Below are 13478 nucleotides of genomic sequence, written 5' to 3'. Positions count from 1 at the left end.
AGTTCAACTATCATGAAAATACTTAAAGTAATTGCCCTTATTATATTAACGACAACATTATTAACCGCATGTGATAGTGATGGGAACTTTACACAATCAGATTTTGATAAGGTAGAGCAAGGATTAGAAACCTTAACTAAGCATTTACAACAAGACTCAGACGATACATCCAAGCCTGAGGTTACAAAGGCAGATATTGATCTGATTAACGCTAATACTAATAGTGAAAATTATGCCTATATTAATGATAATAAAACAAATTTAACAACAGCAGATAATAAGTTACTTGATAAATATAGTCGTGAAAAGTTCTGGGTAATTTATCCGAAATTAGATCAATATGGTAGGGCTGGAACTGTTACTGCATTAGTAACGCAGCAGTCTGTGGAAAGTCATTCTTCAAAGGTTAGAAAGCGACCAGCGTTTGATTATGGTGTGCATATAGCTGGTGAATATAAAGACGGTGTATACAATCCTGAAAAGCAAGCGTGGAAGGGAGAAGAATCTAATAACGAAATTTTGCAGTTAAATGGCTATCGAGGCTATATTTATAATAAATCACATTCATTAGCTTGGTCACTTGGAGGAGATATGGAAACACATAATCTTACCTTAGGTACACGCGCACAAAATGTTGGTACTAATCGAGACCGTAATGGTGGAGGAATGGGTTATGCTGAAACACAAATTCGTAATGCGATTCACGAACATCCACAAACTAAAGTGTATTATAAAGTGACACCAGTTTATCAAGGCAGTGAGTTACTTCCTAGGGGTTCACACGTAAGAGCTTATTCTGTTAATGACGAAGGCCAAACAGTAAATATAAATGTATGGGTGTCTAATACACAAAAAGGTGTAAAAATTAATTATCAAAATGGCACGCATAATGGCTAAAGCCTATGCTACAAAATAGCAATTAACAATAGATGTAACCAAAAATAAACTCAAAACCTTTCGATGAAATTATTTCATTGAAAGGTTTTTTGATGTGTCCGTTTATTAAGTGATGATGTTCTTGGATATAAGTCAGTACCTAGATTTAATTTACATCGTTATAGCGTTAAATAAAAGTATAGTTTAGCTGTTGAATGATATAGGCATTTTAAGCGGTAAACAAAATTGCCGTTAATAGTGGAAAAAGTAATCATTAATATGTAAGCGTATACATTGTATGATGGGTTCAACATAAAGAAAGGGATGATGAATGATGAAAAAAATATTACTATCCTGTTCGGCAGGTATGTCTACAAGCTTGTTAGTTTCAAAAATGAAAGAGGTAGCAGAAGAGCAAAGTTTATCAGTTCAAATTGATGCGGTGTCTAGTGACAATGCTTTCTCAATGTTAAATAGTTATGACGTCTTATTAATTGGTCCACAAATGCGATTTATGAAGAGAAAATTTGAAAAACATGTCAAAGAACAAAATATTAGTATTCCTATTGATGTTATAGATACGGTTGCTTATGGACGCATTGATGGTGCTGGAGTGCTAAAACAAGCACTGAATTTAATTGAGTAATAAGGGGATGAAAGTATGGAAAGTAAATTTATGGAAAAATTGGAAGATATTTTATTACCAATAGCCGATAAATTAAATAATAATAAGTACCTTTCAAGTTTACGTGATGGTTTTATGGTGGCTTTACCATTAATCATATTTGGATCAATTTTCATTGTAATTTCAAATTTTCCATTTTTAGATAAAATTTTATCCAAACAGCAATTTGCTACATGGCAACAACTCGTAGGTCCAGCATCAGAATCAACATTATCAATAATGGGACTATTTGTCATTATCGGTATTGGATATAAATTAACCGAAAAAAATGGGTTTGAAGGAATATATGGAGCAGTCACTGCTTTAAGTAGTGTGCTGATTTTGACGCCACAAATTGTAGGGAAAACACAGGGTGTGATACCTGTTGAAATTCTAGGTGCAAAGGGAATGTTCTTAGGATTAATCGTATCGATGTTGAGTTGTGAAATATATAGCTACTTATGTAAAAAAGAAATTACGATTAAAATGCCAAATGGTGTACCGGAGCAAGTATCAAAGTCATTTAGTGCATTGATACCTATTTCTGCTACTTTAACAATAGTGTTATTGATTAGAATTATAGTTTCATTTACACCATTTGAAACTTTACAAAATCTTATATATACAGTATTACAGCAGCCATTGACAGCATTAGGTAGTGGATTACCTGCAACAATTGTTGCAGTGTTATTGATACAAGTATTTTGGTTTTTCGGGTTACATGGTCAAATCATTGTCAATACTGTTTTCGATCCGATTTGGTACTCCTTAAATAATGAGAATTTAGAAGCATTTAAAGCACATCAAGAACTGCCAAATATTATAACAAAGCAATTTATTGATACATTTTTAGTAGGTATGGGTGGTACTGGTGGCACAATGGCAGTAATTTTATTAATTTATATTATTGCACGTAGTCAACAAAATAAAGAAATAGGTAAGCTTGGTGCACCTTCTTCTATATTTAATGTAAACGAACCGATATTGTTTGGACTACCTATCATAATGAATCCAATCATAGTTATACCATGGGTTATTGCACCCATTGTTGTAACTTTAATCACCTATTTTTCAATGCAATTAGGGCTAGTACCTAAACCTTCTGGAGTTATAGTTCCGTGGACGACACCAATATTTATAAGCGGTTATTTAGCAACAGGAAATGCATGGCAAGGTGCTGTATTACAATTAGTCAATTTATTAGTTACTTTTATCATTTGGTTACCATTCTTTAAGGTACTAGATAATGGTTACTTTAAACAAGAGCAGAAAAATAAACAGAATGAGGAGTAATGCTTTATGGAGAATAATACAGAAATGGCTTTTCAAATCATCTTGCTTGCGGGAAATGGTAGATCAAGCGCTATGGAAGCAATACAATTTGCAAAGGACAATGACTTCAATGCTGCACAAGAAAAATTAGCAGAAGCAGCATCAGAAATAAATAAGGCCCATAACTTCCAAACCAAACTATTACAAGCAGAAGCACAAGGAAAGAACTATGAACTTAATTTAATCTTGATTCATTCACAAGATCACTTAATGAATGCAATAACGATTAAAGACATGGCCAATGAATTTATCGATTTGTACCAATATATTAATGAAAAGGGATAGGTGATAGGATGAATATTTCATTTCCAAAACATTTTTGGTGGGGAAGTGCAGCTAGTGCAACACAAACTGAAGGGACACAAAGTATAGATGATCAAACAAATTGGGATTATTGGTATCAACAAGAACCAAATCGCTTTTTTGATCAGGTCGGTCCGGATGTAGCATCTAATTTTTATTATACCTATAAAGATGATATTCAATTGATGAAAGCGACTGGCCATAATTCATTTAGGTTATCAATTTCATGGACTAGATTGATTAATCAAGAGACAGGTGATGTAAACGAAGCGGCAGTAGATTTTTATAATAAAGTAATTGACGAATTAATTAGTAATGATATTGAACCATTTGTTAATTTATATCACTTTGATATGCCATTGAAACAGCAAGAACAAGGTGGATTTGAATCCAAAGTCGTGGTGAAACATTACCTAGATTATGCACAAACATGCTTTGAATTGTTTGGAGATAGAGTAACGAAATGGTTTACGTTTAACGAACCAATCGTTCCAGTAGAAGGTGGTTATTTTTATAATTTTCACTATCCAGACGTGAACGACGCTAAAAGAGGTATTCAATTTGCGTTTCATACCATTTTAGCAAATGCTAAAGTAATTGAGCTGTTTAAATCACGAGGTTATCAAGGTGAAATAGGCATTATATTAAATTTGACACCTTCATATCCAAGAAGTAATAACCATGCTGATGTTAGAGCTGCCGAAATTGCAGATTTATTTTTTAATAGAAGCTTTTTAGATCCTGTTACAAAAGGAGAATTCCCTAGTGGCTTAATAGAAATATTAGAACAGCATGATTTGTTACCTGAGTATGAAGCGAAAGACTTACAGGTGATAAAGCAAAATACGATTGATTTACTAGGCGTAAATTATTATCAACCAAGAAGAATCAAAGCAAAAGATAATTTACCAAACCCGAATGCACCTTTTAAACCGGAATATTATTTTGATAATTATGAAATGCCTGGTCGAAAGATGAACCCATATCGAGGTTGGGAAATTTATCCTAAAGGTATATACGATATAATGATTAACTTGAAACAAAATTATAGTAATATCAAATCATTTATTTCTGAAAATGGTATGGGAGTAGAAAATGAACAGCGCTTTTTAAAAGATGGGCGTATTGAAGATGATTATCGTATGCGTTTTTTACAGGATCATTTATATTGGTTACATCGAGCACTTGATGAAGGCGCTAATTGTCATGGTTATCACATGTGGACATTTATGGATAATTGGTCATGGATGAATGCTTATAAAAATAGATATGGGTTTATTTCAGTAGATTTAGAAAATCAAAAAAGAACAATTAAGAAAAGTGGTTATTGGTTTAAAGATTTAGCTGAAACGAACCAATTTGATTATCAAGTATAGTCCCTTTAAAACGATAAAGATAATGGAAGTGAGCGCATGAATAAAAGGGCATTAGAAACTATCAGACTATTATATAACCACACAAATTGTTATGTTTCAGGAGCATTTATAGCTAAAAGTTTAAGCGTTTCACCAAGGACAATTAGAAATGATATAAAAATGATCAACGGCATCGCAGCAACGCATGGTTTTTATATTGAATCAAAAAAATCCGCTGGTTACAAAATCGATATAAAGGATAAAAGCAAATTCAATTTATTCATTAATAATCAATATCTTAAAGATGAGTTGTTGAATTTTAATAATCAGGAAAGCAGAGTGCATTTTATATTGAGTAAATTACTCATATTAGATAATTACGTCAAAATAGAACGTTTGAGTGAACGTATGTATGTCAGTGACACGACAGTGAAAAAGGACTTAAAGGTTATTAGGAACGAACTTGATAAATATGAATTACAACTGATATCTAGTCCGTACTATGGTTTGAAAATAGAAGGTTCTGAATTTCAAAAAAGATATGCCATTGCAAATATGTTGCTCGATAAACCTTATCACAATCACACATTTGATACAGATAAAATCAATGATTTAAAAGAACAACTGATTAAGTTAATCAATCAATTTCAAAATACAATTCCAGACGTTAAACTTGAAAATTTGGTGATTCATATTTATATTGCCATGTTCAGAGTTGAAAATAAATTTATGATAGCCGATAAAGATAATATATTTCAGAATTTTGAATATTACGATGCTGAATTGAAACATTTCTTTCAAGCAATTGTAGGTCTGCTCGAACAACGTTATGATGTTATATTGCCAATTGAAGAAAAACAATATATTAAAGCACATATTGCGGCATCTGGAATAGTTTCAAAAAAATATGAACTCATAGATCGTAAAGAAATTAACGATTTAATTCATCAAATGTTTAATAAAATTCAGGATGTTTTTCAAATTAATTTGGATAATGAATTGGAATTAAAGAAAAATTTGGCATTACACTTATCTACTTCAATCAATCGTTATAAGTATAAGATGAATATTAGAAACCCTATTTTAACTGAGATAAAGAAGAATTATCCCTATGCATTTGATATTGCTTTAGTTGGAGGAAAGGTTATTGAAGAAGCATTTAAGATAAAAATTTCAGAGAGCGAGATTGGGTTTTTAGCATTACATTTTCAATTAGTATTACAAAAAGCGCAATCAGTAACAGAAAAAATCAGAGCGACTATCGTCTGTGCTTCTGGCATGGCAAGTTCAGAATTAATAAAGTATAAATTACTTGAGAATTTTGGAAATGCATTAACTATGACAGATTCTCAACAAATGTATGAATTGAGTAAAGAAACACTTAAAAATACAGATTTAATCATTGCTACAGTACCACTATCAAGGGAATATGATGTGCCAGTTATCACTGTTAATACAATTTTAACTCAAGAGGATATTTTGCAATTAAATCATTTTATAAACAATTACGATAAAAATGAGAATGAGCAACTGATAGAAATATTTGATTTGAAAAATGGTATCAATTCTAAAGAAACATTATTAACCGCAATAGAAAGTGATTTAAAGCAATTAGATTACATCGAACCCAATTTTTTGAAACAGGTGTATGAAAGAGAGGCAGTAGCAACAACAGCATATGGAAATTTAATTGCAGTGCCACATCCAGTCACACCTCAAGCTAAACAGTCATTTATATATGTAATTAAACTGGATAAACCGATAAAGTGGGAGACTAAGGAAGTGCAACTTATATTTTGTCTTGGATTGAAACAACATACTACTGTTGATATGAAACCTATATTTAAAAAATTGAGTTATATTATTAATGACTTTAATGTTGTGTTGAATTTAATAAGTCAACAAAATAATGCTGACTTAAGGTTGGCTTATAAAACGATAAGCAATGAAACAAAATTAAATTAAGGTGTTAATGGACACCTATAAATAATAGTTATGAAAGATAAATAGCAATAATTTATTATTTTATATTTTAAGCGTCTAGTATATTAATCCTGAAAAAATAACCCTAAGATGAATAATTCATTTATCTTAGGGTTTCTTCTTATTAAATATTTTAGTATTGTTGTCTCGCTTTCCTAGGGGACAGCTTCAGCCTGTAGTCTTCAGCTTGTCCTGTTCCCTCAGGAGTCTCGCCAAAATACGAAGCATTCATTTCGTGTTTTTTTACAGAAACATACATTAAAATACTCGTATTAAATTTGAGTTGTTTATGTTGAAATAAATCATTAATTGCAGAATACTTCATCAACATACTTTTTATTAAATATTTTAGTATTGTTGTCTCGCTTTCCTAGGGGACAGCTTCAGCCTGTAGTCTTCAGCTTGTCCTGTTCCCTCAGGAGTCTCGCCAAAATACGATATTTAGTGATATTTGTGTAATTGATCGATGCAATTATACAAATTGATGTGGGTTATTAAATATATATAAAATAAGTGTTTGATAGGCGTTATAACTTAAATAGTAAAAATTTAACATCAATTTAGTATTTTTACTTTTATTCCTGAGTAATCTTATTGATTTGCCATTGACTAAATTTTCAGACATTAATAAAATGTTTAATTATACATAAAAGGATAGTGCACAAAATTACATAGAGATCAGGTGAAAGTATGGAACAAGTGAGATTCAAACGAGCGATGAAGCAACGGCATTTAATGTTACTTAGTTTTGGAGGCGTCATTGGTACTGGGTTGTTTTTAAGTTCTGGTTATACATTGCAGCAAGCGGGACCATTAGGAACTGTATTGTCTTATGTAATTGGTTCGTTATTAGTATATTTAGTGATGTTATGTTTGGGGCAACTTGCGATGAAACATCCTGAAACGGGAGGTTTTCATATTTATGCAAATAAATATATTCATCCAGCAATTGGTTATATTGTAGCTTGGTTCTATTGGTTAACATGGACAGTAGCTTTAGGTTCTGAATTTACTGCTGTTGGATTATTAATGCAAAAATGGTTCCCGCATATTCCAGTTTATGTATTCGCTACGTTAGCAATCCTGTTAATTCTAGTGTTTAATATTGTATCAACACGTTTTTATGCAGAGGTTGAGTTTTACTTTTCATTAATCAAAGTTGTGACGATATTTGTGTTTATAGCGTTGGGAGCTTTAGTTATTGTTGGTTTACTACATTATAATGGTTATCAAGGTATTGAGACGATTAATCATCGTTATACAGATCCAACATTCCCACATGGTTTAGGTTCAGTATTCTTAACAATGTTGGCAGTGAATTACGCATTCAGTGGTACAGAATTAATAGGTATTGCTGCAGGTGAAACTAAAAATCCTGAACAAGTTATTCCTAAGGCAATCAAAGCAACACTTTGGCGTCTAGTTATTTTCTTTATTGGAACGATGGTTATTATCTCTATATTAATTCCAAGTTACCAAGGTAAGTCATTAGAGAGTCCTTTTGTAGTTATATTTCAAAGAATGGGTATTCCATATGCGGGCGACTTAATGAACCTTGTAATTATAACAGCATTGCTTTCAGCGGCAAATTCTGGATTGTATGCAGCTAGTAGAATGATTTGGAGTTTATCAAATGAAGGGCTATTCCCAGTATGGTTTGGTAAGTTAAATAAATTTAAAATGCCTGTTCGTGCAACATTATTTAGTATGTTGGGTGGTCTGTTGGCATTGCTATCAAGTGTTTATGCTGCAGATTCATTATATGTTGTGTTGGTATCAATAGCAGGGTTAGCAGTTGTAATTGTGTGGATGAGTATTTGTCTAGCATATTTTAATGCTAAGCGTCGCGATAAATCGTTAAAGATACAACAATGGGTACCAGTAACAGGATTTTGTTTATGTTTTGTATCGTGTGTTGGGATGATATTTGATCCTAATCAAGCGCCAGCACTATATTTTGGAGTGCCATTTGCGCTGATTGCACTCATTTATTATTTTATTAAATACAATAAAAAAGGGGCAATTTAAATGCGACTATTAGAAAAAATCAAACACACAGATTCAAAGGCAATTGTGTTAGATGGTGGTTTAGCTACTACTTTAGAGCAAGCAGGGTGCAATTTAAATTCAACGCTATGGTCTAGTGAAGTGTTGAGACAACAGCCCGAAGAGATTTATAAAGCACATCAAGCATTTGTAGATGCTGGAGCTGAAATTATATTAACTAGTACCTATCAAGCAAGTACAGCGACCTTTTTAGATATTGGCTTAACAATTGAAGATATTGACCATATTTATAATACTGCGACAGAAACGGTTTATCATGCAACTACAACGCAACAAGTGATAGTGGGTAGTCTGGGGCCGTATGGTTCGTATTTAAGTGATGGTTCAGAATATACAGGTGATTATAATTTAAGTAATATAGATTATTATCAATTTCATCAAACACGTATTGATCGTCTAGTCGAAAAAGGAATCGTAGATTTTGTATTTGAAACAGTGCCTAATTTTAATGAAATCAAGGCATTGGTGGAATTTATCATACCGAAGTATCCAACATGTACATTTTGGATATCGGTGACGGTCAATGCAGAAGGTGATTTGTCCGATGGCACACCTTTTGATAAAGTTTGTGAATATATTGCGTTGCATCATAATGAAGTACCGGTTTTTGGTATCAATTGTTCTCATGTTAGTGCTGTAAATAAAGCAATGGACAAAGGTTTACAGGATTTACCACAAACGCTTGCTTTGTATCCTAATGGTGGTGCAATCTATGATGCCAATGAGAAAATATGGCAAGATGAAGGTGATACAAGCGCAATATTAGAAAGTATACCAACTTGGATTAGCAAAGGGGTAACAATTATTGGGGGTTGTTGTCAAACAACACCTGAAGATATTAAACAAATAGCTAAGTTAATTAATGAATAATAAAGGATTGGAAAGACTTGCTTTGAAGAAATCAGCGACGATAATTTTTTACTAAGTGCATTAGTCTTAATTTATATAGTTTAATGATTGAAGTGAGATAGCAAAGGTAACAAGTTGAGTCATTGAGACTGAGCATCGACATATATTCAATTGTAAAGAGAATTTGATTAAGTTGAAGGACTTGTATAAAGATAGCCTCCCAAAAGATAACTTTTATCTTTTGGGAGGCTTATTCAAATGTTACTGTACTACAGACATTTATTATATTTTCTTAGATTATGCCATCTTATAACGTAGTGAAAATTCTTTAAATGTGATGAAACATTTTTTCTGTTCATCATATAATTTGAATTTTAACGATGACAAACTTTCTATCAAGGTAATAGATGTTGCATGATGTAACGGTTTTACATTTTTATGGGTCGCTTCTAAGGCGTAATTTGGGATTCTGGGATTGAGATGGTGTACATGATGATAACCAATATTTCCAGTAATCCAATGGATTAATTTAGGTAATTTATAATACGAGCTACCTTCAATTGCTGCCTTTACATAATCCCACTCAGATGGTTCTTCAAAATATGAATCTTCAAAGGTATGTTGTATATAAAATAACCAAATGCCGATCATACCAGCAATAAAGACCATTGGTGCGAAAATTGCGAAAAATTGTCCTGCACCTAATAAGTAGATAAGACTGCCATATAATATGATAAGGACAATATTGTTCAACCAAGTATTTCTTTTTTCGCCTAATTTTGCATCCTTTGCGTTAAATCTATTAGATATAAGTACCAAGAAAAAAGGCCCCAAGACAAACATGACAAAAGGATTACGATAGATTTTATAGAGACAGCGCTTTGTTGTTGATGCGCATTTATATTCAGTTACTGTCATAACCCAAATATCACCAATTCCACGCTTTTCAAGATTTCCACTACCTGCATGATGGATTAAATGTTCTCTTCGCCATTTTCTATAAGGGAAAAATGTTAAGAATCCAGTGACATTGCCTAATAAATCGTTATGCTTTTGTTTCTTGAGATAAGATCCATGACAAGCATCATGAAAGATTATAAATGTACGAATTAAAAATATTGCTGCAACAGCACTACATAAAATGGCTAATGACCAATGAAGTTGATATAGTAATCCACTTGCTATTAATAGTGCCAACAATGGTAATAATGTATTTATAATTTGAATCGTACTTTTCGTATAACTTGTCTTCTCGAAAGGTTTAACCATCTTGCGTAATAATTTCTTTTTTTCTGCTTCCATATTCACCATACTTTCTGTGCTAAGTAATATAAATTAATATGTTTAATTACAAAGCAATGAATCAATTGTATATAAAAGTGGTTACTATTACAAAAGTTAGTTGAAGAATAGTGTAAATTAACTGATTTAATTGCAAAATAACGCTATTTCAAGTGGAAAACAAATATTGTATCCAAATATAAAATACATTTATATTACAAATTATGCATATTTAATTATTCTAGTGTATTTTTTCTTATATAATTAATTTATTGCGTTAAAATGGCAATTAATTAAAGAGTGCAATATTATTTAAATTTTTTTGCATAATTAGTTGTAATTTTCTGATAAAAGGAATATTATACAACCAAGCATTATCAAGATTTAATTTAGATAGCAATATAATGATCATTTAAAGACTTGAGAAAGGCGTGGTTGAGCTGTTTTTAACATAATTAAGTAAAGTGGAATATGCGTGAGTGCAACCATAAATATTGCTCGTCACTATACTTGAAAATTACATTTTTATCTAAATTTATTGATTTTTACATAAAAACAAAGGGGTATGTGAATCAATTTTTTATGTTGATTATGCTTTAAACCAAATGAATGGGAGCAAATTGTTATGTCGAATTCATTAAGCAGAGAGTTGAGTAATAGACATATTCAACTTATTGCGATTGGTGGAGCTATAGGGACTGGCTTATTTTTAGGGGCTGGCCAGTCTATTAGTTTAACGGGTCCATCGATTCTACTCACTTATATTATTGTAGGTTTCGTATTATTTATGTTTATGCGTGCGATGGGAGAGTTATTATTAGCTAATACAGAGTATAAAACTTTTGCTGATATTGCACATGACCAAATCAGTCCATTGGCAGGATTTATGACCGGTTGGACATATTGGTTAACTTGGATAACATCTGGTATGGCAGAAATAACAGCTGTAGCAAAGTATGTGGAATATTGGGTGCCTGATTTACCCAATTGGATTACGTCGCTAGCTTGTATCTTACTCTTGATGGCATTTAATTTAACAAGTACAAAAATGTTTGGAGAATTGGAATTCTGGTTTGCGATTATTAAAGTATTAACGATAGTTGCTCTAATTGTAGTTGGTATTGTAATGATTGTATTTGCAGTGAAGACACCTTTTGGACATACTGGACTTGGCAATATGGTAACCAAAGAAGGTTTCTTCCCTAATGGTGCTAATGGATTTTTAATGTCGTTCCAGATGGTTGTATTTTCATTTACTGGCATTGAAATATTAGGTATTACAGCAGGTGAAACCAAGAATCCTGAAAAGACAATTCCAAAGGCGATTAATAGTGTACCAATTAGAATTTTGCTCTTTTATGTTGGAGCATTAGTTGTAATGATGTCCATTATTCCATGGCAAAATATCAAAGCGGATGATAGTCCATTTGTGAGCTTATTTGCATTGATAGGTGTACCGTTTGCCGCTGGATTAATAAACTTTGTATTATTAACTGCAGCTTCTTCGGCATGTAATAGTGGTATATTTGCTAATAGTAGAATTCTTTTTGGCTTATCTGAAAAGGAACAAACGCATCCGTTGATGATGAAGACTAATAAACGCGGTGTACCATATATAGCGATTATTGTAACTTGCATCTTATTGTCGGTTACGGTAATTATGAACTATTTTATTCCTAATGCGACACAAGTATTTTTCTATGTGACTGCAATATCGACAATTCTATTAATAATTGTTTGGATGTTTATTATGCATGCTTATGCAATGTACACTAAAAGGAATCCAAATGCACATAAAGAAAGTATTTATAAATTACCAGGTGGCTTGCATGCTGCAAGACTAGTGCAACTATTCTTTGTATTTGTCCTTGTTGTACTATTCATTATGCCAGACACACGTATGGGTGTCGTATTATCACCTATTTGGTTTATCATTTTAGGTATATTATATTGGCGTTTGCAAAAATCAAATGAAAGTAGAGCTTCAAAACAGAATATTCAGCTACCTAATAAAGAAAACGGGTAGAGTATAAATACATGAGCCAGAAATAGCGTTTAAAGTGTCTTGAGATACTATCTTACTGCTATTTCTGGTTTGTTTATATTGAGGAGGGTATTGCTATGGAAGTCAATTATATTAAGAATGATAAAGGTGTTTATCAAACAATAGATGTTTTAATTAATGAAAAATCGAGTATTATTTTTAATTATTTATCTACGACAGAGGGTATTCAACAATGGTTTCCTCAATTATATGTTGAGGAAAGAAGTGAACACGGAAACTTATATTTCCATATTGAAGATGATGAAGATTTAAGAATGGAAATTTTACAATTTGATGAACCGAATACCTTTGAATTCACTTGGGATATTGGTACCGTGAAATTTCAGTTAAGCGAGCAACAAGGTCAAACATTGTTGACACTAAAAGAATATTTGCCGTATGAATTTCCACACATTACGCTTGATTTTTCTGGTTGGCAATATCAAATGCACAGTTTGAAAAACTTAATCGAGCAAGGTGAAATTTTAGCACAGTCAGACTTTGATTTTGAAACAAACCAACAAGAAATTGCACAAAAATTACGTTTATAGATAGAAGCATTTTCCCTTGGGAAAGCGAGCCAAAAATATGAATTATGAATAAACAAAGCACTCAGATAAATTGAATTCAATCATCTGAGTGCTTTGTTCTGGAATTTATAATTCAGATACAATATTTTTCATTCTAATTAAATGCCAATCATACTAAACGTTGTGCTAACTTT

Annotated in this window: 11 protein-coding genes; 10 read left to right on the top strand and 1 reads right to left on the bottom strand. The window is 32.0% G+C overall.

Annotated elements, in window-relative coordinates:
- Positions 1–12: 12 nt before the first annotated feature.
- The 8 genes from ACY191_RS13255 (at position 13) to mmuM (ending at position 9450) form a co-directional block, all read left to right on the top strand.
- The gene (locus ACY191_RS13255; RefSeq protein ID WP_042738024.1) at positions 13–897 is read left to right on the top strand and encodes a DNA/RNA non-specific endonuclease; all 885 of its coding nucleotides are present in this window, start codon (positions 13–15) and stop codon (positions 895–897) included.
- Between the two features lie 313 nt (positions 898–1210).
- Positions 1211–1522 (top strand): PTS sugar transporter subunit IIB, encoded by a 312-nt coding sequence (locus ACY191_RS13250; RefSeq protein ID WP_229366948.1) that lies wholly within the window; start codon positions 1211–1213, stop codon positions 1520–1522.
- Positions 1523–1537: 15 nt separating this feature from the next.
- Positions 1538–2833 (top strand): PTS cellobiose transporter subunit IIC, encoded by a 1296-nt coding sequence (gene celB, locus ACY191_RS13245; RefSeq protein ID WP_042738026.1) that lies wholly within the window; start codon positions 1538–1540, stop codon positions 2831–2833.
- A 6-nt stretch (positions 2834–2839) separates the two neighbouring features.
- Positions 2840–3157: a PTS lactose/cellobiose transporter subunit IIA gene (locus tag ACY191_RS13240; protein WP_042738027.1), complete on the top strand. Its 318-nt coding sequence runs from the start codon at positions 2840–2842 to the stop codon at positions 3155–3157.
- A gap of 8 nt (positions 3158–3165) precedes the next feature.
- Positions 3166–4551, top strand: a complete 1386-nt coding sequence (locus ACY191_RS13235; RefSeq protein ID WP_229366949.1) for a glycoside hydrolase family 1 protein — start codon at positions 3166–3168, stop codon at positions 4549–4551.
- 36 nt (positions 4552–4587) lie between these two features.
- Positions 4588–6495: a BglG family transcription antiterminator gene (locus ACY191_RS13230; protein WP_229366950.1), complete on the top strand. Its 1908-nt coding sequence runs from the start codon at positions 4588–4590 to the stop codon at positions 6493–6495.
- A gap of 708 nt (positions 6496–7203) precedes the next feature.
- Positions 7204–8541, top strand: coding sequence for an amino acid permease (locus ACY191_RS13225; RefSeq protein ID WP_229366951.1), 1338 nt, complete (start codon positions 7204–7206; stop codon positions 8539–8541).
- Positions 8542–9450 carry a homocysteine S-methyltransferase gene (mmuM, locus tag ACY191_RS13220; RefSeq protein WP_042738032.1) on the top strand — a complete coding sequence of 303 codons (909 nt, stop codon included), beginning with the start codon at positions 8542–8544 and terminating at the stop codon, positions 9448–9450. It abuts the gene before it with no gap.
- 276 nt (positions 9451–9726) lie between these two features.
- Here the strand turns inward: mmuM and ACY191_RS13215 are convergent, their stop codons facing one another.
- Entirely contained in the window at positions 9727–10731 is a 1005-nt protein-coding gene (locus ACY191_RS13215; RefSeq protein WP_042738033.1) for a fatty acid desaturase, read from the bottom strand.
- 604 nt (positions 10732–11335) lie between these two features.
- Between ACY191_RS13215 and ACY191_RS13210 the strand changes: the two genes are divergently transcribed.
- Positions 11336–12736, top strand: coding sequence for an amino acid permease (locus ACY191_RS13210; protein ID WP_107527876.1), 1401 nt, complete (start codon positions 11336–11338; stop codon positions 12734–12736).
- A gap of 95 nt (positions 12737–12831) precedes the next feature.
- Positions 12832–13305, top strand: coding sequence for an SRPBCC domain-containing protein (locus ACY191_RS13205; protein ID WP_229366952.1), 474 nt, complete (start codon positions 12832–12834; stop codon positions 13303–13305).
- The last annotated feature ends 173 nt before the right edge of the window (positions 13306–13478 follow it).

The sequence above is a fragment of the Staphylococcus sp. TCBT05 genome (assembly GCF_055179755.1).
This window is presented reverse-complemented; position numbering and strand designations above follow the sequence as displayed.

What these genes read in the sequence shown, in the direction of transcription:
- ACY191_RS13250 (WP_229366948.1), top strand. Translation starts at nt 1,211, where the DNA reads ATGAAAAAAATATTACTATCCTGTTCGGCAGGTATGTCTACAAGCTTG.
- ACY191_RS13205 (WP_229366952.1), top strand. Translation starts at nt 12,832, where the DNA reads ATGGAAGTCAATTATATTAAGAATGATAAAGGTGTTTATCAAACAATA.
- ACY191_RS13255 (WP_042738024.1), top strand. Translation starts at nt 13, where the DNA reads ATGAAAATACTTAAAGTAATTGCCCTTATTATATTAACGACAACATTA.
- ACY191_RS13225 (WP_229366951.1), top strand. Translation starts at nt 7,204, where the DNA reads ATGGAACAAGTGAGATTCAAACGAGCGATGAAGCAACGGCATTTAATG.
- celB (WP_042738026.1), top strand. Translation starts at nt 1,538, where the DNA reads ATGGAAAGTAAATTTATGGAAAAATTGGAAGATATTTTATTACCAATA.
- ACY191_RS13235 (WP_229366949.1), top strand. Translation starts at nt 3,166, where the DNA reads ATGAATATTTCATTTCCAAAACATTTTTGGTGGGGAAGTGCAGCTAGT.
- mmuM (WP_042738032.1), top strand. Translation starts at nt 8,542, where the DNA reads ATGCGACTATTAGAAAAAATCAAACACACAGATTCAAAGGCAATTGTG.
- ACY191_RS13215 (WP_042738033.1), bottom strand. Translation starts at nt 10,731, where the DNA reads ATGGAAGCAGAAAAAAAGAAATTATTACGCAAGATGGTTAAACCTTTC.
- ACY191_RS13240 (WP_042738027.1), top strand. Translation starts at nt 2,840, where the DNA reads ATGGAGAATAATACAGAAATGGCTTTTCAAATCATCTTGCTTGCGGGA.
- ACY191_RS13210 (WP_107527876.1), top strand. Translation starts at nt 11,336, where the DNA reads ATGTCGAATTCATTAAGCAGAGAGTTGAGTAATAGACATATTCAACTT.
- ACY191_RS13230 (WP_229366950.1), top strand. Translation starts at nt 4,588, where the DNA reads ATGAATAAAAGGGCATTAGAAACTATCAGACTATTATATAACCACACA.